Here is a 25,321-nt window from a genome sequence, read left to right as displayed (position 1 = left end):
AGGTGCCCTTTTCAGCGTCACGAAGAAAGTGCGCGGCTTACCAGCCGGTTACTTCTTTCAGCGCGTCGCCAATTTGCGCCAAAGAACGAACGGTTTTCACACCGGCGTCTTCAAGAGCCGCAAATTTCTCATCGGCAGTACCTTTACCGCCAGAGATGATGGCGCCCGCGTGGCCCATGCGCTTGCCAGGAGGTGCAGTGACACCGGCAATGTAGGAAACCACCGGCTTGGAAACGTTGGCTTTGATGTAAGCCGCGGCTTCTTCTTCGGCGGTGCCGCCGATTTCGCCGATCATCACGATCGCTTCGGTTTTCGGGTCCTTCTCGAACATCTCCAGGATGTCGATGAAGTTAGAACCCGGAATCGGGTCGCCGCCGATACCGACACAGGTAGACTGACCGAAACCGTGGTCAGTGGTCTGCTTAACGGCTTCGTAAGTCAGGGTACCAGAGCGGGAAACGATACCAACGCGGCCCGGCTGGTGGATGTGACCCGGCATGATACCGATTTTGCACTCACCGGGAGTGATCACGCCCGGGCAGTTCGGGCCGATCAGGCGTACGCCCAGCTCGTCGCATTTTACTTTTGCGTCGAGCATATCGAGGGTCGCGATGCCTTCGGTGATGCACACGATCAGCTTGATGCCAGCGTTCGCAGCTTCAAGGATCGAGTCTTTGCAGAACGGTGCCGGTACGTAGATCACGCTGGCTTCTGCGCCGGTTTTCTCGACCGCTTCTTTCACGGTGTTGAAAACAGGCAGGCCCAGGTGCGTCTGGCCGCCTTTGCCCGGCGTCACACCACCGACCATTTGCGTGCCATAGGCAATCGCCTGCTCGGAGTGGAACGTGCCCTGGCCACCGGTGAAACCTTGGCAGATGACCTTGGTGTTCTTATCGATCAGGATGCTCATTACTTGCCCTCCGCTGCTTTTACAACCTGCTGAGCCGCGTCGGTCAGACTGGTAGCAGCGATGATGTTCAGACCGCTAGACGCCAGTTTTTCAGCGCCCAATTCAGCGTTGTTACCTTCCAGGCGAACGACCACCGGGACGTTAACGCCCACTTGCTCAACGGCACCGATGATGCCTTCAGCAATCATGTCGCAACGAACGATGCCGCCGAAGATGTTCACCAGAACGGCTTTCACGTTGTCGTCAGACAGGATGATCTTGAACGCTTCTGCGACGCGCTCTTTGGTCGCGCCGCCGCCAACGTCCAGGAAGTTGGCCGGCTTGCCGCCGCTCAGGTTGACGATGTCCATGGTGCCCATGGCCAGGCCAGCGCCGTTGACCATGCAACCGATGTTACCGTCGAGGGCCACGTAGTTCAGTTCCCACTTCGCGGCGTCGGCTTCACGCTGATCTTCCTGGGAAGGATCGCGCATCGCCTGCAGGTCCGGGTGACGGTACAGGGCGTTGCTGTCGAGGCCCAGTTTGGCGTCCAGGCAGTGCAGGTTGCCTTCGTCAGTGATGACCAGCGGGTTGATCTCAAGAAGTGCCAAATCTTTGTCGTGGAACAGCTTGGAGAGACCCAGGAAGATCTTGGTGAACTGCTTCACCTGATCGCCTTCCAGACCCAGCGCGAACGCCAGCTCACGCGCCTGGTAAGGCTGTGCGCCGACCAGCGGATCGATTTCGGCCTTGAGGATCTTTTCCGGCGTCTCTTCGGCGACGGTTTCGATCTCAACACCGCCTTCGGTGGAGGCCATGAACACAACGCGACGAGTGGTACGGTCAACGACCGCGCCCAGGTAGAGCTCGTCGGCGATGTTGGTGCAGGTCTCTACCAGAATCTTGGCAACCGGCTGACCTTTTTCGTCAGTCTGGTAAGTGACCAGGTTCTTGCCCAACCACTGCTCGGCGAAGGTTTTGGCTTCTGCCGGGTCCTTGATCAGCTTGACGCCGCCCGCTTTACCGCGGCCGCCAGCGTGAACCTGGGCTTTGACGACCCACATGTCGCCGCCGATTTTTTTGCACGCTTCTACTGCTTCTTCGGGAGTGTCCACGGCAAAGCCTTTGGACACTGGCAGACCATAATCAGCAAACAGCTGTTTGCCTTGATACTCGTGAAGGTTCATCGATTCATGCCATTGGTTGCATGTGACTCGAACGATGACCAGTTGGCTCGACAGACTACCTGCAAAGCACTGATCATCCCCGTACTTTCAATTCCCTAACGGTTACCGTGTGGGGCTGAAAGTGTTGCGCCACCTGTCGGTGGCGCTTGGTTGTTGCTTAGCGAATTATTTACGCTTCTTACGGTTAGCCATATGGATCGCATGGCCTTCTACCGCAAGTGCTGCCTCATGTACGGCTTCCGACATGGTCGGGTGCGCGTAGCAAGTCAGTGCGAGGTCTTCAGCGCTGGAGCCAAATTCCATCGCGATCACACCCTGGGCGATCATTTCACCCGCGTGTTGACCGACGATGTGCATGCCGAGGATACGGTCGGTTTCCGCATCCGCAATGATTTTGGCGCTACCTTCGGTGGCGTTGTTCGCCATAGCACGACCGCTGGCCGCAAACGGGAAGCTACCGGTTTTGACTTCGACACCCTTGGCTTTGGCGTCCTGCTCGGTCATACCGACCCACGCCACTTCAGGGAAGGTGTAGATCACGTTCGGAATGGTATCGTAGTTCATCTCGGCCTTGTGGCCAGCGATGATGTCCGCCACCATGATGCCCTCTTCAGACGCTTTGTGCGCCAGCATCGGACCGCGTACACAGTCACCGATGGCGTAGACGCCCGGCACGTTGGTGCGGCACTGGTCGTCCACGAAGATGAAGCCACGCTCGTCCAGCTCGACGCCCACGCCATCGGCCACAACGCCTTTGGTGTAAGGACGACGGCCGACACATACGATCAGCTTGTCGAAGGTCATCTCTTGATCGCCGTTGGCATCGGTGTACTTGACGACGACTTCGTCACCGTTCGCTTCCGAACCGGTCACACGGGCACCCAATTTGATGTCCAGCCCCTGCTTCTTGAGCAGTTTCTGGGTCTCTTTGGCAATCGCGGTGTCGACCATCGGCAGGAAGGAGTCCATCGCTTCCAGCACGGTGACTTCAGAACCCAGACGGTTCCATACGCTGCCCAGTTCCAGGCCGATGACGCCCGCGCCAATGACACCAAGACGCTTCGGCGTTTCCTGGAATTCCAGTGCGCCGGTGGAATCGACGATTAGGCCTTCGGTCAGCGGCGTGGGCGGAATTTCCACCGGCACGGAGCCTGCCGCGATGACGATGTTGTCGGCGTCGTAAGTGGTGGTGTTGCCGTCGAGGTCGGTCACCTCAACCTGCTTGCCAGACACCACTTTACCGGTACCTTCGATGGCGGTCACGCCGTTGGCCTTGAACAGGCCAGAGATGCCGCCGGTCAAGTTCTTAACGATCTTGTCCTTGCGCGCCATCATCTTCTTGACGTCCATGGTCACATCGCCGGCTTCGATACCCATGTCGTCGAAATCGTGCTTGGCTTCGACGAACTTGTGCGAGGCTTCAAGCAGCGCTTTGGACGGGATACAGCCTACGTTCAAGCAGGTACCGCCGTGAACGACGTTACCTTCTTTACCGATCCATTTTTCAACACAGGCGGCTTTCAAACCCAGCTGCGCAGCGCGAATAGCCGCTACGTAGCCACCAGGGCCTGCACCAATAACGATCACGTCAAACTTGTCAGCCATGTTGGCTCCTTTAGCTTGGTGGCCTCCTCCCGGGTGGATGACAGCGGGTAGGAGGCTGTGTGCGATTAACTCAGCGTGCTCAGCACTAGCGAAGGCGGATCAGCGCGCTTCGTTATACGTCTAGCAGCAGACGGGCCGGGTCTTCCAGCAGCTCTTTAATCGTAACCAGGAATTGTACCGCGTCTTTGCCGTCGATCATGCGGTGGTCGTAAGAGAGTGCCAGATACATCATCGGGCGAATTTCGACCTTACCGTTCACCGCCATCGGGCGTTCCTGGATCTTGTGCATCCCCAGGATAGCGGTTTGCGGCGGGTTGATGATCGGGGTCGACATCAGCGAGCCAAAGATACCACCATTGGTGATGGTAAAGGTGCCGCCCTGCATTTCGTCGATGCCGAGCTTACCGTCACGCGCACGCTTGCCAAAGTCGACAATCGTCTTCTCGACGTCGGCAATTTTCATGTTGTCAGTGTCACGCAGAACCGGCACCACGAGACCACGATCCGTCGATACGGCAACACCGATGTCCTGGTAACCATGGTAAACGATATCGGTGCCATCGATGGAGGCGTTGACATCCGGGAAACGCTTGAGAGCTTCGGAGGCGGCTTTCACGAAGAAGCCCATGAAACCAAGCTTGGTGTCGTGGGCCTTCAGGAAGGTATCTTTGTACTGGGCACGCAGCGACATCACCGCACCCATGTCCACTTCGTTGTACGTGGTCAGCATGGCAGCGGTCTGCTGTGCCTGAACCAAACGCTTGGCGATGGTTTGACGCAGACGGCTCATCGGCACGCGCTTCTCGGCACGCTCACCCTCGACCGCTGGCGCAGCAGCGGCTTTGGCGGGTGCAGAGGACTTGGCCGCTTTCTTGGCCGAACCATCCTTGACGGCTTTCTGAACGTCTTCTTTCAGAATGCGACCGCCTTTGCCGGTACCTTCGATCTTGGAAACGTCCAGATCGTGCTCGGCAACCATCTTGCGAGCAGCCGGTGCCAACACTTTGCCACCCACCTTCTCATCGGCGCCTTCATCGTCAGCGTCGCTGGAAGCGCTGCTGGAAGAAGAAGCGCTGGCCTGGTCACTGCCACCGCCCTCTACGAAGGTTGCCAGAATCGCTTCGGACTCAACCTGGCTGCCTTCTTCTGCCTTGATTTCCGCCAGGGCACCATCGGCAGGCGCTACGACTTCCAGCACGACCTTGTCGGTTTCAATGTCGGCCAGCACTTCGTCACGCTTGACCGCTTCGCCTACTTTCTTGTGCCAGGTCGCCACGGTGCCTTCCTGAATGGACTCGGGGAAGCTAGGTGCCTTCACGTCGTGCTGCTTGCCTCCGGCTGGCTTGGCGGCTTCTTTGGACTCGGCCTTCTCGGCGCTGTCATCGCTGGCGGCACTCTCTTTCTTGCTGCCAGCACCGCTCGCTTCGCCGATCTTGCCCAATACCTGCTCGGACTCGACGGTATCGCCTTCTTCGGCCATCACGTCGGTCAGGGTTCCCGCTTCCGGTGCGACGACTTCAAGTACCACTTTATCGGTCTCGATTTCAACGATCAGCTCGTCGCGTTCGACGCTGTCACCCGGCTTTTTGTGCCACGCGGCCACGGTGCCTTCGGCAACGGATTCCGGAAAGGTTGGCGCTTTGATCTCAGTAGCCATGTCGTTTCCCTTATGTGTTCTCTAAACCCGGTGGGCGCTTATAGGTTAAAAGCGTCTTCCACCAGCTGGCGCTGCTGTTCAGTGTGGACGGACATGTAGCCCGCTGCCGGAGCAGCCGAGGCAGGACGCCCTGCGAATTTCAACTCACGTCCAAGGCCATCTTTCAACATATCGGCCACGGTACGCATGTGGTGCTGACTGGAGTACCAGGCGCCTTGGTTCAGCGGCTCTTCCTGACACCATACGATGTCTTCCACATTGGCATACGCCTGGAGCACTTCCAGAAGCTCTTCTTTCGGGAAGGGATAGAGCTGCTCTAGACGAATGATCGCCGTGTCGTCACGCTCGTTTTCAGCGCGCCAGTTAACCAGATCGTAGTAGACCTTGCCTGCGCACATAATGACGCGGGTGACGTTGTCGGCGTCGAGATTCGCTTGATCCGGCAGTACCATGTGGAACTTGCCGTAGGCGAGATCTTCCAAGCTCGACACTGCTTCTTTGTGGCGCAGCAGCGACTTAGGCGACATGACCACTAGCGGTTTACGCAGCGGACGAATCACTTGGCGGCGCAGCAGGTGGAAAATCTGCGCTGGCGTCGTCGGTACGCACACCTGCATGTTGTGCTCGGCGCACAGCTGCAAGAAGCGCTCTAGACGGGCAGAAGAGTGCTCGGGCCCTTGGCCTTCATAGCCATGAGGCAGCAGCATGGTCAAGCCGCACAGGCGACCCCACTTGGTCTCCCCGGAAGAGATGAACTGATCCACTACCACCTGAGCGCCGTTGACGAAGTCACCAAACTGCGCTTCCCAAATAACCAAGTCATTCGGGGCGGTGGTCGAGTAGCCGTATTCGAATGCCAGCACGGCTTCTTCTGATAGGAAGGAGTCGTGGATGGTAAAGCGCGGCTGACCGTCGGCCATATTCTGCAGCGGCACATAGGTCGACCCGTCTTTCTGGTTGTGCACGACCGCGTGACGGTGGGAGAACGTCCCACGCCCCACATCCTGCCCGGTGATGCGGATAGGATGACCTTGGTCGAGCAACGTGGCGTAGGCCAGCGTTTCGGCAAAGCCCCAGTTGAGCCCCATGCCACCCGCCTGCATTTTACGTCGGTCTTCGTAGATTTTGGCGACCTGACGCTGAACATCGACACCGTCGGGGATTTCACACATCTTCGCCGCCAGCTGTTGCAGGCGTTTCATGTCGAAGGTGGTGTCGGCATTGCCGGTCCACTCATGGCCCAGGTAGGGAGCCCAGTCGACGAACAGCGACTTGTTGGGTTCCTGAACCAGCGCGTTGGCCACGTGATTGCCTGCCACGAGATCATCGCGGTAGGTTTCCACCATGGCTTTGGCGTCGTCTTCGGACAGCACGCCCTGCTCGATCAGGCGCTGCGCATACAGCGTGCGTGAGGAGGGGTGATCCTTGATCTTGGCGTACATCAGCGGCTGGGTGCCCGATGGCTCGTCGGCCTCGTTATGGCCGCGACGGCGGTAGCACACCAGGTCGATGACGACGTCTTTCTTGAACTGCTGACGGTAATCCAGGGCCACTTGGGTGGCGTGAATGACCGCGTCCGGATCATCGCCGTTGACGTGGAAGATCGGCGCCTGAACCATCTTGGCAATGTCAGTACAGTATTCGGTGGAGCGTGCATCGGCCGGGTTGGAGGTCGTGAACCCCACCTGGTTGTTGATGACGATGTGTACCGTGCCACCGGTCTTGTAGGCGCGGGTCTGAGACATCTGGAATGTCTCCATGACCACACCCTGTCCCGCGAAGGCGGCATCGCCATGAACATTGATCGGCAGCACTTTGCTTCCGTCAGCGTCATTGCGGCGATCCTGGCGGGCACGTACCGAGCCTTCCACCACCGGCGCGACGATTTCGAGATGCGACGGGTTGAACGACATGGCCAGGTGGACTTCGCCACCAGGCGACATGACGTTGGAGCTGAAGCCCTGGTGGTATTTCACGTCACCAGAACCACGCTCGATGACTTTCTTGCCATCGAACTCGTCGATCAGATCCGCAGGGTTCTTGCCCAGGATGTTGACCAGCAGATTCAAGCGGCCACGGTGGGCCATGCCGATCACGACTTCCTTGGTGCCATAGCCACCGGCGCGCTGAATCAGTTCGTCCATCATCGGTACGAACGACTCGCCACCTTCCAGGCCGAAGCGCTTGGTACCCGGGTACTTGGAGGCCAGGTAATTTTCCAGGCCTTCCGCAGCCGTCAGGCGTTCCAGTACGTGCTTGCGCACGTCATCGCTGAACTTGGGCGCGCTGCGTACCGATTCGAAACGACGCTGCAGCCAGCGCTTCTCTTCGGTATCCACGATGTGCATGATTTCGCAGCCGATGGAGCGGCAGTAGGTCTGCTCCAGCGCATCGACGATCTCGCGCAACGGTGCTTTATCAACACCCAGGAAGAAAGAACCTGTCTGGAACTCGGTATCAAGATCAGCCTTGGATAGCTGATGGAATGACAGGTCGAGGTCGGGGACGGGGGTAGGGTTACGCAGACCAAGCGGGTCGATATTGGCCTTTTGATGGCCACGGAAGCGATACGCGTTAATCAGCTGCAGGACTTTAATCTGCTTTTTGTTTTCACCGCTGTCGGACGCGGCGACTACCCGGCCTGGGCGCCTTTCACGGCCAAGCTGGTAGAACTGATCACGAATGGGGCTTAGTGGAACATCGTGGGAGGCACTGCCTTCAGCACGCGGCAACTGATCGAAATAGCTGCGCCACTCGTCTGAGACAGAATCAGGATCGGCGAGGTACTGCTCGTAAAGCGCTTCCACGTAGTGGACATTGCCACCACTAACGTGAGAGGAACGCCACATCAACTCCATTATGCCTTGTTGCATCTCTCGGTCACCCTGCACTGATGGGGTGGTATCGGCATCGCTGCATGCGTGCAACGACATCGCTATTGCCCTGCCGGCGGGGCGGGACGTTTGCCGGCGGCGCCGACCTGAGGCCGGTAGCCCTTTTTCATACACGTATGATGACGCGTTTCATTACCAGTTCATGCTCAAAAGCCGGTACTCGTCGCACCGGCTTTTAAACTTGGCTGATCCATGGTGCGGCGCGTCGCCGCACCATGACAGCCCCTATGATAACAAGCGAAGCGCCACGATTTAAGTAGCTTTGTGATGCAACTTATGTGGTAGTCGCTTTTTTTCACAGGATTAATGAGTTACGTCGCATCTGCGAGCAACATTTCACGAATTTTACCAATTGCACGGGTCGGATTCAGACCTTTCGGGCATACCGCCACGCAGTTCATGATGCCACGGCAACGGAACACCGAGAACGGGTCTTCCAGGCTGGTCAGACGCTCACGCGTGGCGGTATCGCGACTGTCGGCCAGGAAGCGGTATGACTGCAGCAGACCCGCCGGGCCCACGAACTTGTCCGGGTTCCACCAGAACGACGGGCATGAAGTCGAGCAGCACGCACACAGAATACACTCGTACAGACCATCCAGTTTGTCGCGCTCTTCCGGCGACTGCAGACGCTCAATGGCTGGCGCTGGCGTATCGTTCTGCAGGTACGGCTGAATACGCTCGTACTGCTTATAGAACAGACCCATGTCAACCACCATATCACGGATGACCGGGAGGCCAGGCAGCGGGCGCAGCGTCAGTTTGTTGTTTTTCACAACATCGGACAGCGGCGTGATGCATGCCAAGCCGTTTTTGCCGTTCATGTTCATGCCATCGGAACCGCATACACCTTCACGGCAGCTACGGCGATAGGCTAAACCGCTATCTTGCTCTTTCATCAGGTGCAAAACATCCAGCACCATCAGATCACGGCCTTTGGTATCGACCTGAAACTCCTGCATATAAGGCGCGGAGTCGGTTTCCGGATTGTAGCGGTATACGGATACCTGAAGATTGGACATGGTGACTCCCTCTCGTCAGTGCGGAGATTAGTAGGTACGAACCTTAGGCTCGAACGTATCAACAGTTTTCGGCTTGAAGTTAACGTCGCGCTTCTTCAGCTCTTTAGTTGCTGGGAAGTAGAGCGAGTGTTTCAGCCAGTTGACATCATCACGGTCTGGGTAGTCGTAGCGCGAGTGGGCACCACGGCTCTCTTTACGCTCAAGGGCAGCAATCGCCGTTGCTTCTGCCACTTCCATCAGGTTGTCCAGCTCCAGCGCCTCAACACGAGCAGTGTTGAATACATTGGATTTGTCCGGCAGGTGCGCATTGGCAATACGGCCACGCAGTTCCGCTAGCTTTTTGACACCTTCCTGCATGTTTTTCTCTTCACGGAATACACCGAAAGAGTTCTGCATGATGTCTTGAAGCTCGGCTTTCAGCTCAGGAATGCTTTCGCCGCCCTCTTCAGACTCGTTCCAGCGCGTAATACGCTTCATGGCGAATTCGATGTCTGACTCGGAAGCGTCCAGATACTCGATACCTTCGTTCAGCGCGCCTTCGATGAACATGCCCGCAGCGCGACCGAAGACCACCAGATCCAGCAGCGAGTTACCGCCCAAGCGGTTAGCACCGTGTACCGATACACAGGCAGCTTCGCCACACGCGAACAGACCGTTGACGATCTTGTCGTTACCGCTCTCGTCCTGGGTGATCGCCTGACCATGAATATTGGTCGGGATACCGCCCATCATGTAGTGGCAGGTCGGGACGACCGGAATCGGGTCTTTCGCCGGGTCAACATGAGCGAAGGTCTTGGAGAGCTCTACGATACCCGGCAGACGCTTACCAAGCACTTCTTCGCCCAGGTGATCCAACTTCAGGAACACGTGGTCGCCCTTATCACCACAGCCGCGGCCTTCGAGAATTTCCATCACCATGGAGCGCGCAACGACGTCGCGGCCTGCCAGGTCTTTGGCGTTGGGCGCGTAGCGCTCCATGAAACGCTCGCCATCCTTGTTGACCAGGTAGCCACCTTCACCACGGCAACCTTCGGTGACCAGCGTGCCCGCACCGTAAATACCGGTCGGGTGGAACTGCCACATTTCCATGTCCTGCATCGGGAAGCCGGCGCGTAGCGCCATGCCGATACCGTCACCGGTGTTGATCAGGGCGTTAGTGGTCGACGCGTAGATGCGTCCGGCACCGCCGGTCGCCAGCACGGTGGCTTTCGACTTGACGTGCACCACTTCGCCGGTTTCGATACACATGGCGATACAGCCCACCACGTCACCGTTGGCGTTCTTGACCAGATCCACCGCGTACCACTCGTTCAGGAACGTGGTGTTGTTCTTCAGGTTGTTCTGGTAAAGGGTGTGCAGCAGCGCGTGACCGGTACGGTCGGCGGCGGCGCAGGTACGTGCGGCCTGACCACCTTCACCAAAGTTCTTGGACTGACCACCGAACGGACGCTGATAGATGCGGCCATTGTCGAAACGCGAGAACGGTAGGCCCATGTGCTCGAGTTCGAAGACGGCCTTGGGGCCTTCCGAACACATGTACTCGGCAGCGTCTTGGTCAGCGATATAGTCGCCGCCCTTGACGGTGTCATACATGTGCCAGCGCCAGTCGTCGTTCGGGTCGGCGGAGGCAATCGCACAGGTAATACCGCCTTGAGCAGAAACCGTGTGAGAGCGTGTCGGGAACACTTTGGACAGTACGGCTGTCTTCTTACCAGATTTTGCCAGTTCAAGCGCAGCACGCAGGCCAGAGCCACCACCACCGATGATAATGGCGTCGAATGTCAGGCTACGAAGGTTAGACATGTATCAAGCTCCCCACAGAATTTGAATGCCCCACACCAGGTACACGAAGATGGCCAGAATGATCAGCGTCTGGGCACCCACGCGCAGGCGAGTGGACTTGAGGTAATCGGTGGTGACGGTCCACAAACCGATCCAGGCGTGCGCAGCGATAGAGACAAACGCCAGCAGCGAGAAAATGCGCATCCACGTTTGCTCGAACAGCCCGCTCCAGGTGTAGTAGTCCAGGTTCGGATTAAACAGCAGGTAGGCAACAACGAAAACCGTGTAAAGGGCCAGGATGACCGCAGAAACGCGCTGCATCAGCCAGTCGGACAGCCCGCTACGGCCAAAACTTGTGATATTGGTTACCATACCCAAACTCCTGCCAGAATAATCAGAACTGCACTCACTACCACAGTAGCCTGTGCTTTTTTAACGCCACCTTCTAAGGTCACCCCAATATTGGCGTCCATCAGCAGGTGCTTGATGCCTGCCACAAAGTGGAATGCCAAGGCAGACAGCAGCCCCCACGCAACGAGCTTGGCAAAGAAGTTGTTGGCTAAGGCACTGCTGACAGCATCGAAGCCAGCCGGAGATGACAGGGATTTACCCAACGCCCAAAAAGCGAAAATCAGGCCAACGAACAGGATCACACCCGTGATACGGTGTGTAATCGACGTTAGCGCCGGTAGTGGGAAATGTATCGTCGTTAGATCTAGGTTTACGGGTCGTTTGCTATTCACGGCGTTATACACACTCTCTTGGCCCGCTCAGCGACAGGTCGGGCATAGCCCGAGCGGGCAGTGGTTGCTGGAAGGGGCTCGGCCGTTGCCAAGTCGGGCACGACCACCTACCTGCCGGTCGCGCGCCGTGGATTATAAGAACCTTAGCCCCTGCTGACAAACCGAACTCAGACTGAACTCGACCATGGTGCAAGAAAATAGCCAATGGTCTGAGTCGATTTTGCGATGCAGCATGGTTATAGTGACATTAGATGGACGGCTTGATAAGCCTGTTAACGTATCGTCAACCCTCTGTCACTTCGGTACTATAGATCCTAGTTAATCATATACAATTATTATCCAAAACCGCACATCCCGTACAAGCATGTCTAGCATTACGGCTAATTGACAAAATGTCGCACGCTTCTATAGTGGGCAAGCCTTTTCGCCGGCGCGGCATGCGAAACAACGACTTTACGTCCCAAACCGAACTCGAAAGGAGGCCATCATGGCTGACAGGAAAGCGACATTGACGGTAGACGGTCTCGACAAGACGATCGAACTACCCATGTATTCCGGCACACTTGGCCCCGACGTCATCGACGTGCGCGGCCTAGGTGCTGAAGGCCTGTTTACCTACGATCCCGGCTTCATGGCCACCTCTTCCTGCCAGTCCGCAATCACCTATATCGATGGCGGCAAGGGCGTACTGCTGCACCGCGGCTACCCCATTGAACAACTGGCGAAAGAGTCGAACTTTGTAGAAGTTTGTTACACCCTGCTGTTTGGCGAGCTTCCCAATGATGAGCAGTATGCTGATTTCGAATCTCGCATTCGCAATCACACCATGGTGCATGACCAGATCAACAACTTCTTCAAAGGGTTCCGCCGCGATGCGCACCCGATGTCGATTCTGTGTGGTGTGGTAGGCGGCCTTGCCGCTTTCTACCATGATCACATGGACATTACTCAGGAAGAAGATCGGGTGATCAGCGCTATTCGCCTCATTGCTAAAATGCCGACCCTGGCAGCAATGTCGCACAAGTACAACGTTGGCCAACCCTTCAACTACCCGCGCAACGACCTGAGCTATGCAGAGAACTTCCTCTACATGATGTTCAGCAACCCGTGCGAGGAGTACAAGATCAATCCGGTGTACGCCAAAGCCATGGACCGCATCTTTATGCTGCATGCGGACCACGAGCAAAACGCCTCTACCTCGACCGTTCGTCTGGCAGGCTCAACTGGCGCCAACCCGTTTGCCTGTATCAGCGCGGGCATTGCGGCCTTGTGGGGTCCGGCGCATGGCGGTGCCAATGAGGCCGTGCTGAACATGCTCGACGAGATCGGCGACGACTCAGAAGAGAACATTCAGCGCTTCGTCGACAAAGCGAAAGACAAGAACGACCCGTTCAAACTGATGGGCTTCGGTCATCGCGTCTACCGCAACTTCGACCCACGTGCCAAAGTGATGAAAGAGACCTGCGACGAAGTACTGGCCGAACTCGGTATGGCCGATGACCCGCAGCTCAAAATTGCCAAGCGCCTGGAGCAGATCGCCCTGGAAGATGAATACTTCATCGAGCGTAAACTGTACCCGAACGTTGACTTCTATTCAGGCATCATCCTGAAAGCCATGGGTATTCCGACCAATATGTTCACTGTGATCTTTGCAGTATCGCGCACCATTGGCTGGATCTCTCACTGGCACGAAATGCTCAGCGAAAGCTACAAAATCGGCCGCCCGCGCCAGCTGTATATCGGTCACGAAAAACGTGACTATCCTACCAAGTGATTGGCGGCTAACGCGCTAATGCACGCATAGGATGACAAAGGCCACCCACGGGTGGCCTTTTGTTTGCTTCCTACCAACAACAAAGGTGTTTTATGCGATCTATTACCACTGTTGCTTTTATTGGCCTAGGCGTAATGGGCTACCCTATGGCCGGCCACCTTGCCAAACAAGGCCTTACCACTCGCGTTTACAACCGTACTGCCAGCAAGGCAGAGGCATGGGCCAAGGCGTTTGGCAGCACGGCTCATTCAACACCCGCCGAAGCGGCTGAGGGCGCTGATTTAGTGTTGGTATGCGTGGGAAATGACAACGATGTTCGCCAAGTAACCACCGGGCCAGACGGCGCTCTCAGCACCATGATGAGCGGCAGCTACCTAGTAGACCACACCACCGCGTCGGCCGATCTGGCCTTGGAGCTGGACGCAGCTTGCCGAGAGAAAGGCGTTGCATTTATTGATGCACCGGTGTCTGGCGGCCAACAGGGGGCCGAGAACGGCGCGCTAACGATTATGTGCGGCGGCGAGCAAAACCACTTCGACACTGTGGCGCCCTTTCTCAACCACTACGCCCGCGCCGTCACACTGATGGGAACTGCCAGCAGCGGTCAGCTCACCAAGATGGTGAACCAAATCTGTATTGCCGGTTTAGTGCAAGGGCTAGCGGAAGGACTGCATTTTGCGGAACAGGCAGGACTAGACCAGCATCAAGTGATTGACGTCATCTCCAAAGGAGCGGCTGGCTCCTGGCAAATGGAGAACCGCCACAAAACAATGATCGCCAATGAGTATAACCACGGCTTCGCGGTGGACTGGATGCGCAAGGATTTGGGCATTTGCCTAGAGCAAGCACGTAGGCTAAATGCCACCCTCCCCGTTACCGCTCTAGTCGACCAGTTTTATGCGGATGTACAGCGCATGGAAGGTGGCCGCTGGGATACTTCATCGCTATTGAAACGGCTGCGCAAGCCTGAATAACGCTTGACTTTTTAGCACTGCCAGCCTGGACAGGGTTTTCCACACTATCTGTGGATAACCCTGTTCACAACCACTAGAAAACGCCCCACAATCGCCATGAACAGTGACCCAGCCTTAAATTGATCATTTTTTAACCTAACGTAAGACATTGATTTTAAACAAATTAAGCTAAATAGCTGATTTTTTGCGTCATATTTATGTGGTTGTGCACAACCCCTTTCACAAAGATGCAAAAGTGGACAAGTCAAGCACAATATTGACAAAAAACGCGTGAAATAGACGCAAGTTCTAAATGGCGGGAATGCAAAAAGAGCAAGTGAGGAAACTCATTGCTATTTGCTAATCAGAATATTTTGAGGAAGCAGACAAAACGAGGTGGCGTCCCATAAGGGGTTCGAACCCTTGTTACCGCCGTGAAAGGGCGGTGTCCTAGACCACTAGACGAATGGGACGTATCTGACCTGAAAAGCCTTCGACAGTGCACTATCAGCTTAACTGATATTGGTGGAGCCTAGCGGGATCGAACCGCTGACCTCAACACTGCCAGTGTTGCGCTCTCCCAGCTGAGCTAAGGCCCCACATGTCTTGAAGACGGAGCGTATACTACTGATTCGCCTGATCTTCGTCAAGCCTGTTTATCGAAGAAAACGCCGCGCTCTCACACTAAGATCGCGCGGCGCTCTTCTCAATCACCAGTGACGATGATTATTTACAGGTCGCGGTACTCTTTTTCAAACCGCTTCGCCTGCTTTTTGGACACGCCACCCAATACGGCAATCGCATGGCGAAGCCGTGCACGCGTCACGTCAGAGCCAAGAATAGCCATCGCATCCATCACCGAGGTGCTTGAGGTACTGCCTGTAATGGCAATAAACACTGGTGCCAGGAAGGCCTTCATTTTTAGCTCAAAGTGTTCTGCCAGACTTTTGACTTCCTCCAGCAACGCTTCTTTATGCCAAGCAGAGACGCCTTCAAAGCGCCATACCAGGAACTGCAGCAGTTTCACTAGCTCTTCGTTGTCCAGCTTCACGCTGTCAAAATCATCTTTAGTGATTGTGGGCAAGCCAGAGAAAAAGTGGCCCGCCAGCGGAACAACCTGGGAGAGCGTTTCTACCCGAGGGCGGACTTGCGGCAAAATCTGCTTCACGTAGGCATCATTGAACGCCCACTCACGCAGCGCTTGCAGCAGTGCGTCGTCGTCCAAGTCTTCACGGATATAGACACCGTTCAACCACGTCAATTTCTCTAGGTCGAACACGGGCCCGCCGAGTGAGACACGCTGAATATCAAATTCTGCCATCATCTCTGACAAGCTGAATTTTTCACGCTCATCAGGCATCGACCAACCCATACGGCCCAGGTAGTTGGTCACGGCCTGGGGTAAAAAGCCCATGCGGCGATAGTAATTGATCGACGTTGGGTTTTTACGCTTGGAGAGCTTGGACTTATCCGGGTTACGCAGCAGCGGCATATGGCAAAGCTGCGGCATTTCCCAACCAAAGTACTCATACAGCAGTTGATGCTTCGGCGCGGAATTGATCCACTCTTCACCACGCAGCACGTGGGTAATGCCCATTAAATGATCGTCCACCACGTTAGCTAAGTGGTACGTAGGCATACCGTCTGACTTCATCAGAATCTGAGCATCAACCTGCGCCCAATCCACTTCAATCGTACCGCGCAGCATATCGCTAACCACACACACGCCTTCGCTGGGCACGTTCATACGAATCACATAGGGCCAGCTTTCCTGCTCACGACGTGATTGCTCTTCTGCGTCCAGGGCTAAGTCAGTTGGCTTCAATGCCAAATGCAGGCCTGCCTCTTTGCGTGACTCGCGTAGCTCATCAAGCTCTTCGCTGGTGCGGTAACACTTAAAGGCATGCCCGGCGTCTAGCAACTGCTGGGCATACTTCGCATAAATATCGCCCCGCTCGCTTTGCCGATACGGCCCGTGGGGACCACCTACATCCGGGCCTTCATCCCACTCAAGCCCCAACCAACGCAATGAGTCGAGAATCATCTGTTCTGACTCAGGAGTGGAGCGTACTTGATCGGTGTCTTCAATACGCAAAATGAACTGACCGCCGTGCTGGCGAGCAAAGCAGAGATTAAACAGTGCAATATAGGCCGTGCCTACATGAGGGTCTCCAGTAGGAGAAGGCGCGATACGAGTACGTACGGTCATCAACAGTTCCCTTTAGCAGTTAAGCGTGGCGCCATTATACGCACCCTAAGAACAACCAACAGCATTGGAAAGGGAACGAGTTTGACTTAAAAGCGTCTGATCGAAAGCTCTCAGAACATAGATAGGAAGATGCGCGTTAAAGCACAATCGCTTAGTATGTTGTAGTACCTATGATTCGTGTTCATGCATGAGAATGAATCTCACTATCTTCAGCATGTTCAGAGCACCACCTATCAAGGTGGAAGTACATTCAACGAGCTGATTTAGCTCATCGACAGGAAAATGAAATGGAATCGCTAGGCTCACGTATCAAGCAACTGCGACTTCGGGCCAAGCTCAACAAAGCTGCCCTTGCACGTAAAGTTGGCGTGTCAGATGTCACCATTTCTTATTGGGAGTCCGGGGCGATCAAGCAGATCGGTCATGAACGCTTAGTAGCGCTCGCCGATGCCCTTGATTGCTCGCTGGCGACCCTTTTGGAAGGTGACAGTGCGCCTCAACTGTTGACCCTGACCCATACTGGTCCCCTCCCCTGGGAACAGGTTCAGGCAACGACCATTACCGTACCGCATCATCTGCCGTTGAAGATTGACTGGAAAGCACCTTGCGTGATGGCCACCCCTGGCAAAGAAACGGATTTTTCACCAGTAGCCTCTGGTGATTTGCTGTTGCTTGGCCCAACGCATGTGTTTCATAAAGCAGGCCACTATCTCATCCAGCGTGATGGCCGATTTGTCATTGAGCACTTCTCCAAAGCGCCCACTGACACCTCGATTCATGCGGTGTTGTTAGCACACTGGTGTCCTGCCTAAAGCATCTACCTCCCCATCCCTACTTGTCCTCAATAACGTCCACCTGGTCGCGGGTCCGTCTTGGTTCACTGCCTACCAAGAAACGGCGCGAGTAGGTGGCTACCTGCCCTAACCCATGGCGGGACTGGCTGATGAGCTCTCCCGCCAAGTATTCACCCTGGGTACCAATGCGCGCCTGCACGCTTTCTGGCTGAACGGCAGCCTCACCTAACTGCACGGTGACAAGATAATTGCCATCCGGTAAGCCACTGCCAGAGCCTAGTGGGCCAGCTTCAAATTTACCATTCACCACACGTGTACGCTCTTGCCAGCGTACGCGGCTAATTTCTCGCTCTACCACTACTTGTAGCTGGGCATCATTTGGCAGATTGGTTTCGCCTTCCACCATCAAACGCCGGTCTGGACGTAAAAAAGCAGCGGTTGAAATCATTACATTGAGCGGCTCAACCTGTTGTGCAGACGGCTCAGGTTCAGAAGCACGCTCTTCGGCCACTGAGTGTGGCTGGTGCTGTGCGACCTCTTCCTCAGGCCCACTACAGCCGGACAGCAGCAGGGTACCCACTAGCGCCACGCCAACATAACCTAGCGTTTTCCCCATAACGACTCCTCATCTTCTGTAATAGGCGTAATGCTGCCTCTCTCGGGCTCTCACCATACCGCTTTTGACCACAAAATACGCAAAGTGATGCAGGGGTTTATAAGAGCTGATGAGGGCTGCGCGATAATTGAGACAGACCCCTCACCCCTTCTTAGAGACGCCATGCCTCTCCAAGGGGTCCACAGTGTTAGGACCTCAACGGTCGTACAGAGATAGCTTAGCTTTGTACTGTTCATAGCTTCTTGCGTACAATCGCACGTCAACGATGCCCCTTCGAATACATAGCCATGGTGCACCACCGCTTTTCGCTACACGGCAAGAAACTTGCTATTGGTACATTAGTGGTACATAGAGCATGACTTATAGATAGCATCTTATGATGCAAGTGATTGATATGAAGAAACAAAGCCCAGCAGACATGGCACGCCGATTCTCCGTCGCCCCTATGATGGATTGGACGACCCGAGATTACCGCGCCTTCGCGCGCACGTTAACCAAGCGGGCGCTGCTATATACCGAGATGGTGACCACCGGTGCGGTGCTGCACGGCTCTCCCCGGGAGCGCTTTTTGGGCTATAGCGAGGTGGAGCATCCGATTGCTTTGCAGTTGGGGGGCAGCGATGCGGGTGAGCTGGCGGAGTGCGCAGCGATTGCGCAGGCGTGGGGCTATGATGAGGTCAACTTAAACGTTGGCTGCCCCAGCGACCGGGTGCAGAACAATATGATTGGCGCGTGCCTGATGGGCCATCCCGAAAAAGTGGCGGCGGCGGTGAAGGCCATGCAGGCGGCGGTGTCGATTCCGGTCACGGTGAAGTGCCGTATTGGTATTGATGACCAGGATGAAGACGCGGATTTAGCGCGGTTTATTGATATTGTGGCCTCAGCAGGCTGTGAAGTATTTACCGTGCACGCCCGAAAGGCGTGGCTTCAGGGGCTATCGCCGAAAGAGAATCGCGATATTCCGCCGCTGAATTACCCAAGAGTGCACCGGCTAAAGCAGAGCCATCCTGAGCTGCATATTGGTATCAACGGCGGGATTAAAACCCTGGCGGAGTGCCAAGCGCAACTTGAGCAGGTGGATAGCGTGATGGTGGGTCGTGAGGCGTACCAAAATCCGTGGTTATTGGCAGGCGTGGATGAGCAGCTCTTTGGCGAGCCGGGCCCGGTGCGTACACGCTTGGAAGCGGCCACGGCGTTTCGCCCATACATTCAGCAGCGGTTGGATGAAGGTGCCAAGCTGAACCATATCACTCGCCACTTGCTGGGGCTTTTTCAGGGCTGCCCTGGCGGGCGTCGGTTCCGTCGTCATCTCTCGGAGCACGCACATAAAGAGGGTGCAGGCTTACGCTTGTTTGATGACGCGCTCGGCTTGGTTCGTGAGCCTGAGTTCGAAGCGGAGCCTCTCGACGAGCAAACAAACCGCCAGCCCGTGACCTAACGACCAACAGGCTGGCGGTTTAACGAACGCCCAGCGATTTTATCGTTGGGCGTTTTCTTTTGGGAGGCTACTGCGCGCGAACGCCTTGCTCAATACGCTCGCCTACTTCTTGATCGATGTTGCGCCAATACTCAAACGCGCGCTCCAACACCGGCTCGGTGACGCCACCGGAAAGGTGCCCCACCACGTTGGAAACCAACCGGTCACGCTGGGCATCGTCCATCACCTCACGCACCAGGGTGTGCGCTTGGCTCCAGTCGTCGTCATCTTTGCGCAGCGTGTACGCGGTGCGTACGAATTGCCCATCCGTCGACCACACCGCATCTTCCGGGTAGCGCTGCCCATCTGCCTTGGGGCCGCCTTTGCTATTGGGCGTGTACACCGGGTCGGTAGAGTGACGAATGCGCATCGCGCCGCCCTGGGTATAGCTATGCACGGGGCTCTTGGGCGTATTAACCGGAATATGCTTGTAGTTCACCCCTAACCGCGCACGGTGGGCATCGGCGTAGGAAATAGAACGAGCCAAGAGCATTTTATCCGGCGACAGCCCGGTGCCGGGCACCATGTTGTTGGGTTCGAACGCGGCCTGCTCGATTTCGCTATGGAAATCGGTAGGGTTACGGTCGAGCGTCAGTTTACCCACTTCGATCAAGGGGTAATCTTTGTGTGACCACACCTTGGTCAGATCGAAGGGATTAACGCGGTAGGTCTTGGCATCCTCAAACGGCATGATCTGCATGTGCAGCGTCCAGGTGGGGTAATCCCCGCGCTTGATCGCCTCAAATAGGTCGCGGCGGTGGTAATCCGCATCGCTGCCGGCCATCTGGTCAGCCTGTTCCTGGGTCATGCACTTGATACCTTGATCGGTTTTAAAGTGATACTTCACCCAAAACCGCTCGCCTTCTGCGTTTACCCACATATAGGTATGGCTGGAGTAGCCGTTCATGTGCCGCCAGGTGGCGGGAACGCCGCGGTCGCCCATAAGCCAAGCCACTTGGTGAGCAGATTCAGGCACCAGCGTCCAAAAATCCCACTGCATGTCGTGGTCGCGCAAGCCATTATCGGCGCGACGCTTTTGGGAATGGATAAAGTGCTGGAACTTCATTGGGTCGCGAACAAAGAACACGGGGGTGTTGTTACCCACCATGTCGAAGTTACCTTCTTCGGTGTAGAACTTGATCGAGAAGCCGCGCGGATCGCGCCATGTATCCGGGCTACCGCTCTCCCCTGCTACAGTGGAAAAGCGAATGAGGACATCGGTCTTCGCGCCTGGCTGCAGAAATTTTGCTTTGGTGTATTGGCTAACGTCTTGAGTGATTTCAAAGTGACCAAAAGCGCCACTGCCTTTCGCATGGGGCTGCCGGTCGGGAATCATTTCCCGGTTAAACGCCGCCATTTGCTCCATCAGGTAGTGATCGTGCATCACGATCGGACCATCCGCGCCTACCGACAGCGAATGCTCATCGCTCGCTACCGGAATACCTGCTTCGTTGGTGGTGGGATGCTGGCTACCACTGCTCATTGCTCTTCCTCCTTGTCACACTCGACATGGTACGGTCTGTACCACTGGAAATCACCGCTACTGCTTTTTAACGTAAGCTAAAACGGCACCCATACAGGTATAGTCAACAAGCCAGCGTCGCGCCATCCATGGCGCTGGTTATAGGGCTATTGCTTTAATAGTTGATAGCTATAGAAGTAACGTCAATACAGCGCGTCTGGTGGAGGCGTCAGGCTGGACTGGAAGCTTTCGATGGCTGTCTCGGCTTCTTCGATCTCGTCGAAACGGGCAATGTGGTAAAGCGCCTCTCCTTCGTTGGCAAGCGGTAAGCGGCTCATGCCGATGACGATGCCGTCCGCCATGGCGCGCACTTCGTCTTCATCGTTGCCGAATGGATCTGCCACTTTGCCAAGCACCTCGCCTTTGGCCACTCGCGCCCCCAAGCGCACCTTGGGGCGCAAGATACCGTCGATGGGTGCGCGCGCCCAGCTTGAGCCATTGGCCAGCTCGGCGGGGGCAGGGGTACGGCGGCGCTGCTCGCCACTCAGCATGCCCAGTCGGCGCATGACCCTGAGGATGCCCTTGACGCCAGGCGCAATCGCCCACTCGTCGAAACGTAATGCCTCACCGGCTTCATAGGTCAGCACGGGAATGCCCAGGTTCTGGGCATAGTGGCGCAGGCTGCCTTCCCGCAGTTCGGCATTCAGAATGACCGGGGCTCCAAAGGCATCGGCCATGCGCTCGGTTTCGCTGCCAGGGGTCAACTGCGCACGAATTTGCGGCAGGTTGGTGCGATGAATCGCCCCCGTGTGCAGGTCGATGATATGCGTCGCATGATCGACGATCTCATCTCTGAACAGCGCGGCGATACGCCCCCCCAGCGAGCCCTTCTCGCTGCCTGGAAAGCAGCGGTTCAAGTCGCGGCGGTCGGGCAGATAGCGGGTCTGCTGCAAGAAACCGAAGACATTGACCACCGGCACGGCAATCAGTGTTCCGCGCAGGCTGTTGATGGACTTCGAGCGCAGTACGCGCCGCACGATTTCCACACCGTTGATTTCATCCCCATGGATACCGCCACAGACCAGCATGACCGGCCCCTCTTTGCGGCCATGCACCACCTCGACGGGAATATGCAGCGGTGTGTGGGTGTAGAGGCGTGCCACCGGCACATCGATCTGTAACCGTTGGCCGGGCAGTATGGTATGCCCAGCTAGAGTGAAAGGTGCTCGCGCCATTGCAATTCCTTAAACGTGCGTTGAAGCAGTGCTTCCCCGGTCACATCACATGGTGACCAAAGCGTTTTCAAACAGCGTTTTCAAATACGTTTTATACGCTTTTTAAGACTAAATGACGAGCTTCCTAACCTACATTATCAACTTAAACAGCTTATCCATACATTTTTGAATGTAAAAGAGGCGATACTTCAGATAAAATATAGCGATCACGTGTCGATATCGAGGTTACGGTTTCATGGTAAGAAAAACCAAAGCGGAGGCTGCGGCAACTCGCGAAGCGCTGTTGGATGCTGCTGAAGAGGTGTTTTTCGCAAAAGGCGTTGCGCGCACGTCATTGGAGCAAATTGCTCGCCATGCTGGCCTTACCCGAGGTGCCGTTTATTGGCACTTCAAAAACAAGGGTGACCTTTTCATGGCGCTGGTACAGCGGGTGCGCATGCCATTTCAGTCGTTGATGGAAGAGGTCAGTAACGCCGACCCCACGGTGTCACCACTCGATGCCATCCGTCTTGCCTGCCATGCGGGCCTGAACCGTTTGGAGCAGCCCTCTCACCAGCGCATCCTATCGATTCTGCTGCATCGCTGTGAGTTCTTTAGCGATATCAACCCCATCGAAATGCAGGATGAAATTGCCGAAGAATGCTTCGACGAGATGCTTCTGGTGTTTCAGCTCGCCCAACAGCAGCAGCTATTACGCGATGATATAACACCGGAGATTGCCACGAGGCTCATGCAGTCTACTCTTGGCGGCCTGTTTCACGACTGGCTACGTAATCCCGATGCGTTTTCCCTACGCGAGCGCGGCGGAGTGTTGATTGACGCTTTAATGGCCATGCTCCACCGCTGAGATGACTTTCCTTCTCTATTGCACTGCAACAAATCGCCTATACTGGAGCTATCTCATGAAAGGAGCCCAGTATGGATGCTTTGGAATTTATCCGCGTACGCGAGTTGGACGTGGCCGTACGCATTTGGAACCCAAAAGCAACGCGCACTCTGATCGCTTGGCACGGGCTTGCCCGCCACGGCGGTGATTTCGCCGCGCTGGCGAGAGAGCTGGGCAGCGAGTGGCGCATCATCGCCCCAGACACTCCGGGTCGCGGACTCTCCAGCTGGTCGCTGTTTCCCGCCCATGACTATCTCTACAGTCACTACATCACCATTGCCGTTGCGTTACTGGATCATTACGAACTCGACCAGGTGGACTGGCTGGGGACGTCCATGGGCGGCCTGCTGGGCATGTTGATCGCAGCAGACGCACAGCACCGCTCGCGCATTTCACGGCTGATACTCAACGACGTGGGGCCCGAGCTGAATAAAGAGGGGCTGATCGCCTTATCGAGCTACTTTGGCGTGACACATCGGTTCAACAACTTTGCCGACTTAAAAGCAGAACTTACCCAGCATTACGCCAGTTTTGGTATCACCTGCGAGGAGGAGTGGCGAGAGCTGGCCTTGAACAGCGCACGCCGCCTACCCGACGGAAGCTGGACCTACCACTTCGACCCGCGCATTGGCGAACAGTTTATCCACGACACCCCCAGAGACACCTGGGCCGACTGGGCCAACATTCGCTGCCCGCTGATGGTGATTCGCGGAGAGACATCGACCCTATTGGATGCCGAGACGCTACCCAAGATGGCCGAGGTCCAGCCTACCTTGACGACCTTGACCGTCACAGGATGCGGCCACGCTCCGATGCTCAACACGCCCGAACAGGTCACGCCCATACGCCACTTCCTCGACGCGCCTGCACGCACACATCGCGAACGTGCCGCCACCGCTGCGCCCACCCTATTGACCTGGCTGACGAGACAGTGGCAGCGCTGGTTTCATCGCTGAAGGCAGCCGTTAGGTGGAGTATCCGTTAAGATGCTGCTTGTGCTGCAAACGAAGCTTATTGATACGCACCCATGTATCCAGATAGTGCTGCTCTAGCACGCTGCGGTATGCCCCTTCCTTGGCTAGATACTTCACCAACACACGGCGCTCACCCGGCTGCGGGCAGTCCCCGGCTTTACAGTGCAATGTGACCGTACTGCTGGGTTCATTGAGCAGCGTAGCGCTGGCAGATTCGTCGTTTTGGCGCTCTGCCACCACGACGGTAGCGCCCAGCAGACAGCGACGTTTGAAGGGTTGATAACGGTGCAACGCACGCTGCAGCGCATGGCATAAAGCGGCAGCGATGGGGGAAGCTACCGCGAGCGCAGCCCACACGACCAACACCCCGACCGGCACCCTGAGCAATCCAAGCGGCATCCATCGCAGAGCGAGCAGCTCGACGGCTAGTGATAACGCACCGGCAATGAGCATCAAGAAGCTGAGCGCCAGCGTCGCGGGAACCCCGGCAAACCCAAGCGATACCAAGGTGCTGGCCATATGATCATCGCGCAAGCTGTCACGCTCGAAAAGCTCTAGAGGGGCTAGCCGAATGAGCACCAGCAGCCAATAGAGCGCGATCAGCGCCAACAGGAAGGTAAATACGATGGTAGGAAACTGCAGAGCAGCCGATATGAGAGTTTGCATGGCGTGTTCTCCTCCAGGCATATTGCCCAGTGTTGTTTTCGCCTGACCTAAGCTTTATTTATTAGCGTTTATTAGCACAAGCTGAAAACGGTGATCTCTACTAGCGTAGCTCATCTTATCGGCTGATGAAGTCCTTCATTTGACTCGTGTCAGGCCCCCAATCGAGTAGGAGGGGGAGTCGCCTCCCCCGTCCTCTCACACCACCGGGCAAACGGATCCGTACCACGGCGGTTCCTGTCCCCCATTATCGGGCTGAGCTTCGTTCCGCTGAATTCGCTCGCCTGTGTGCTCTGAGCGCTTCGACAGTCTTTGGGCTTCCGGCCCGCCATACAGTTATCGAGAGCCCTCCGGGGAGGCTTCTGCTCGTACACATCAGAGAGTGGTCAACTATCCACTCGTGACAGGTTCAGCCCTTCAGCTCTTGGTTAGAGAGCCTAATATGGCCTCTGCTGACTCCTGTTCGCCCATCCCGACACCTCACGGTGTCGGTAGCCAG

The 25,321-nt window shown here is 56.1% G+C and carries 20 protein-coding genes and 2 tRNA genes; 6 read left to right on the top strand and 16 right to left on the bottom strand.

Annotated elements, in window-relative coordinates:
• Positions 1-37 precede the first annotated feature (37 nt).
• From sucD to sdhC, 9 genes are all read right to left on the bottom strand, one after another.
• Positions 38-910 carry a succinate--CoA ligase subunit alpha gene (sucD, locus tag BMY49_RS05835; RefSeq protein WP_044627828.1) on the bottom strand — a complete coding sequence of 291 codons (873 nt, stop codon included), beginning with the start codon at positions 908-910 and terminating at the stop codon, positions 38-40.
• The gene (gene sucC, locus BMY49_RS05830) at positions 910-2,076 is read right to left on the bottom strand and encodes an ADP-forming succinate--CoA ligase subunit beta (protein ID WP_016914526.1); all 1,167 of its coding nucleotides are present in this window, start codon (positions 2,074-2,076) and stop codon (positions 910-912) included. Before sucC ends, sucD begins: the two co-directional genes overlap by 1 nt.
• 165 nt (positions 2,077-2,241) lie before the next feature.
• On the bottom strand, positions 2,242-3,681 hold the full coding sequence (gene lpdA, locus BMY49_RS05825) for a dihydrolipoyl dehydrogenase (protein WP_089675187.1): 1,440 nt from the start codon (positions 3,679-3,681) through the stop codon (positions 2,242-2,244).
• A 112-nt stretch (positions 3,682-3,793) separates the two neighbouring features.
• A complete protein-coding gene (odhB, locus tag BMY49_RS05820; protein ID WP_044627830.1) occupies positions 3,794-5,338 on the bottom strand; it encodes a 2-oxoglutarate dehydrogenase complex dihydrolipoyllysine-residue succinyltransferase in 1,545 nt (514 codons plus the stop codon).
• Between the two features lie 38 nt (positions 5,339-5,376).
• Complete coding sequence (locus BMY49_RS05815; protein ID WP_062359350.1) at positions 5,377-8,211, bottom strand: 2-oxoglutarate dehydrogenase E1 component; 2,835 nt, start codon at positions 8,209-8,211, stop codon at positions 5,377-5,379.
• Between the two features lie 332 nt (positions 8,212-8,543).
• On the bottom strand, positions 8,544-9,254 hold the full coding sequence (locus BMY49_RS05810) for a succinate dehydrogenase iron-sulfur subunit (RefSeq protein ID WP_016914530.1): 711 nt from the start codon (positions 9,252-9,254) through the stop codon (positions 8,544-8,546).
• Positions 9,255-9,281: 27 nt separating this feature from the next.
• Positions 9,282-11,057 carry a succinate dehydrogenase flavoprotein subunit gene (gene sdhA, locus BMY49_RS05805; protein WP_089675186.1) on the bottom strand — a complete coding sequence of 592 codons (1,776 nt, stop codon included), beginning with the start codon at positions 11,055-11,057 and terminating at the stop codon, positions 9,282-9,284.
• Between the two features lie 3 nt (positions 11,058-11,060).
• Positions 11,061-11,408 (bottom strand): succinate dehydrogenase, hydrophobic membrane anchor protein, encoded by a 348-nt coding sequence (sdhD, locus tag BMY49_RS05800; RefSeq protein ID WP_062373586.1) that lies wholly within the window; start codon positions 11,406-11,408, stop codon positions 11,061-11,063.
• A complete protein-coding gene (sdhC, locus tag BMY49_RS05795) occupies positions 11,402-11,779 on the bottom strand; it encodes a succinate dehydrogenase, cytochrome b556 subunit (RefSeq protein WP_196781579.1) in 378 nt (125 codons plus the stop codon). The genes sdhD and sdhC overlap by 7 nt, the downstream gene beginning before the upstream one ends.
• Positions 11,780-12,266: 487 nt before the next feature.
• On the opposite strand from sdhC, the gene gltA reads away from it, so the two are divergent.
• Together gltA and BMY49_RS05785 are read left to right on the top strand one after the other, a co-directional pair.
• Positions 12,267-13,553: a citrate synthase gene (gene gltA / locus BMY49_RS05790; protein ID WP_062359304.1), complete on the top strand. Its 1,287-nt coding sequence runs from the start codon at positions 12,267-12,269 to the stop codon at positions 13,551-13,553.
• Positions 13,554-13,645: 92 nt separating this feature from the next.
• The gene (locus BMY49_RS05785) at positions 13,646-14,527 is read left to right on the top strand and encodes an NAD(P)-dependent oxidoreductase (RefSeq protein ID WP_208596174.1); all 882 of its coding nucleotides are present in this window, start codon (positions 13,646-13,648) and stop codon (positions 14,525-14,527) included.
• 376 nt (positions 14,528-14,903) lie between these two features.
• Here BMY49_RS05785 and BMY49_RS05780 read toward each other — a convergent pair.
• The 3 genes from BMY49_RS05780 to gltX form a co-directional block, all read right to left on the bottom strand.
• Positions 14,904-14,979: transfer RNA gene (locus BMY49_RS05780), tRNA-Glu, on the bottom strand.
• A gap of 50 nt (positions 14,980-15,029) precedes the next feature.
• A tRNA-Ala gene (locus BMY49_RS05775) sits at positions 15,030-15,105 on the bottom strand.
• Positions 15,106-15,236: 131 nt separating this feature from the next.
• Positions 15,237-16,715: a glutamate--tRNA ligase gene (gltX, locus tag BMY49_RS05770; protein WP_062359306.1), complete on the bottom strand. Its 1,479-nt coding sequence runs from the start codon at positions 16,713-16,715 to the stop codon at positions 15,237-15,239.
• Between the two features lie 287 nt (positions 16,716-17,002).
• On the opposite strand from gltX, the gene BMY49_RS05765 reads away from it, so the two are divergent.
• Positions 17,003-17,527, top strand: a complete 525-nt coding sequence (locus tag BMY49_RS05765) for a helix-turn-helix domain-containing protein (protein WP_044627838.1) — start codon at positions 17,003-17,005, stop codon at positions 17,525-17,527.
• A 19-nt stretch (positions 17,528-17,546) separates the two neighbouring features.
• Here the strand turns inward: BMY49_RS05765 and BMY49_RS05760 are convergent, their stop codons facing one another.
• On the bottom strand, positions 17,547-18,125 hold the full coding sequence (locus BMY49_RS05760; protein WP_062359307.1) for a hypothetical protein: 579 nt from the start codon (positions 18,123-18,125) through the stop codon (positions 17,547-17,549).
• A 376-nt stretch (positions 18,126-18,501) separates the two neighbouring features.
• Here BMY49_RS05760 and dusA point away from each other — a divergent pair, with 376 nt between their 5' ends.
• Positions 18,502-19,563 (top strand): tRNA dihydrouridine(20/20a) synthase DusA, encoded by a 1,062-nt coding sequence (gene dusA, locus BMY49_RS05755; RefSeq protein WP_244154921.1) that lies wholly within the window; start codon positions 18,502-18,504, stop codon positions 19,561-19,563.
• A gap of 67 nt (positions 19,564-19,630) precedes the next feature.
• Here dusA and BMY49_RS05750 read toward each other — a convergent pair whose 3' ends face one another.
• Together BMY49_RS05750 and BMY49_RS05745 are read right to left on the bottom strand one after the other, a co-directional pair.
• Entirely contained in the window at positions 19,631-21,085 is a 1,455-nt protein-coding gene (locus BMY49_RS05750; RefSeq protein WP_054640939.1) for a catalase, read from the bottom strand.
• A 182-nt stretch (positions 21,086-21,267) separates the two neighbouring features.
• Positions 21,268-22,299, bottom strand: a complete 1,032-nt coding sequence (locus BMY49_RS05745) for a succinylglutamate desuccinylase/aspartoacylase family protein (protein ID WP_089675185.1) — start codon at positions 22,297-22,299, stop codon at positions 21,268-21,270.
• Positions 22,300-22,534: 235 nt separating this feature from the next.
• Here BMY49_RS05745 and BMY49_RS05740 point away from each other — a divergent pair, with 235 nt between their 5' ends.
• Positions 22,535-23,146: a TetR family transcriptional regulator gene (locus BMY49_RS05740; RefSeq protein ID WP_089675184.1), complete on the top strand. Its 612-nt coding sequence runs from the start codon at positions 22,535-22,537 to the stop codon at positions 23,144-23,146.
• Positions 23,147-23,217: 71 nt separating this feature from the next.
• Positions 23,218-24,141 carry an alpha/beta fold hydrolase gene (locus BMY49_RS05735; RefSeq protein WP_062359310.1) on the top strand — a complete coding sequence of 308 codons (924 nt, stop codon included), beginning with the start codon at positions 23,218-23,220 and terminating at the stop codon, positions 24,139-24,141.
• A 9-nt stretch (positions 24,142-24,150) separates the two neighbouring features.
• Here BMY49_RS05735 and BMY49_RS05730 read toward each other — a convergent pair whose 3' ends face one another.
• Positions 24,151-24,825: a hypothetical protein gene (locus BMY49_RS05730; RefSeq protein WP_062359311.1), complete on the bottom strand. Its 675-nt coding sequence runs from the start codon at positions 24,823-24,825 to the stop codon at positions 24,151-24,153.
• Positions 24,826-25,321: the final 496 nt, after the last annotated feature.

Source organism: Vreelandella aquamarina (assembly GCF_900110265.1).
GTDB classification, from domain to species: domain Bacteria; phylum Pseudomonadota; class Gammaproteobacteria; order Pseudomonadales; family Halomonadaceae; genus Vreelandella; species Vreelandella aquamarina.
Note: the sequence above shows the minus strand (reverse complement) of the source record. Positions and strands in the feature narration are given on the sequence as shown.

Coding starts and splice junctions, on each gene's coding strand:
- sucD (WP_044627828.1), bottom strand. CDS start 910: ATGAGCATCCTGATCGATAAGAACACCAAGGTCATCTGCCAAGGTTTC.
- sucC (WP_016914526.1), bottom strand. CDS start 2,076: ATGAACCTTCACGAGTATCAAGGCAAACAGCTGTTTGCTGATTATGGT.
- lpdA (WP_089675187.1), bottom strand. CDS start 3,681: ATGGCTGACAAGTTTGACGTGATCGTTATTGGTGCAGGCCCTGGTGGC.
- odhB (WP_044627830.1), bottom strand. CDS start 5,338: ATGGCTACTGAGATCAAAGCGCCAACCTTTCCGGAATCCGTTGCCGAA.
- BMY49_RS05815 (WP_062359350.1), bottom strand. CDS start 8,211: ATGCAACAAGGCATAATGGAGTTGATGTGGCGTTCCTCTCACGTTAGT.
- BMY49_RS05810 (WP_016914530.1), bottom strand. CDS start 9,254: ATGTCCAATCTTCAGGTATCCGTATACCGCTACAATCCGGAAACCGAC.
- sdhA (WP_089675186.1), bottom strand. CDS start 11,057: ATGTCTAACCTTCGTAGCCTGACATTCGACGCCATTATCATCGGTGGT.
- sdhD (WP_062373586.1), bottom strand. CDS start 11,408: ATGGTAACCAATATCACAAGTTTTGGCCGTAGCGGGCTGTCCGACTGG.
- gltA (WP_062359304.1), top strand. CDS start 12,267: ATGGCTGACAGGAAAGCGACATTGACGGTAGACGGTCTCGACAAGACG.
- BMY49_RS05785 (WP_208596174.1), top strand. CDS start 13,646: ATGCGATCTATTACCACTGTTGCTTTTATTGGCCTAGGCGTAATGGGC.
- gltX (WP_062359306.1), bottom strand. CDS start 16,715: ATGACCGTACGTACTCGTATCGCGCCTTCTCCTACTGGAGACCCTCAT.
- BMY49_RS05765 (WP_044627838.1), top strand. CDS start 17,003: ATGGAATCGCTAGGCTCACGTATCAAGCAACTGCGACTTCGGGCCAAG.
- BMY49_RS05760 (WP_062359307.1), bottom strand. CDS start 18,125: ATGGGGAAAACGCTAGGTTATGTTGGCGTGGCGCTAGTGGGTACCCTG.
- dusA (WP_244154921.1), top strand. CDS start 18,502: ATGATGCAAGTGATTGATATGAAGAAACAAAGCCCAGCAGACATGGCA.
- BMY49_RS05750 (WP_054640939.1), bottom strand. CDS start 21,085: ATGAGCAGTGGTAGCCAGCATCCCACCACCAACGAAGCAGGTATTCCG.
- BMY49_RS05745 (WP_089675185.1), bottom strand. CDS start 22,299: ATGGCGCGAGCACCTTTCACTCTAGCTGGGCATACCATACTGCCCGGC.
- BMY49_RS05740 (WP_089675184.1), top strand. CDS start 22,535: ATGGTAAGAAAAACCAAAGCGGAGGCTGCGGCAACTCGCGAAGCGCTG.
- BMY49_RS05735 (WP_062359310.1), top strand. CDS start 23,218: ATGGATGCTTTGGAATTTATCCGCGTACGCGAGTTGGACGTGGCCGTA.
- BMY49_RS05730 (WP_062359311.1), bottom strand. CDS start 24,825: ATGCAAACTCTCATATCGGCTGCTCTGCAGTTTCCTACCATCGTATTT.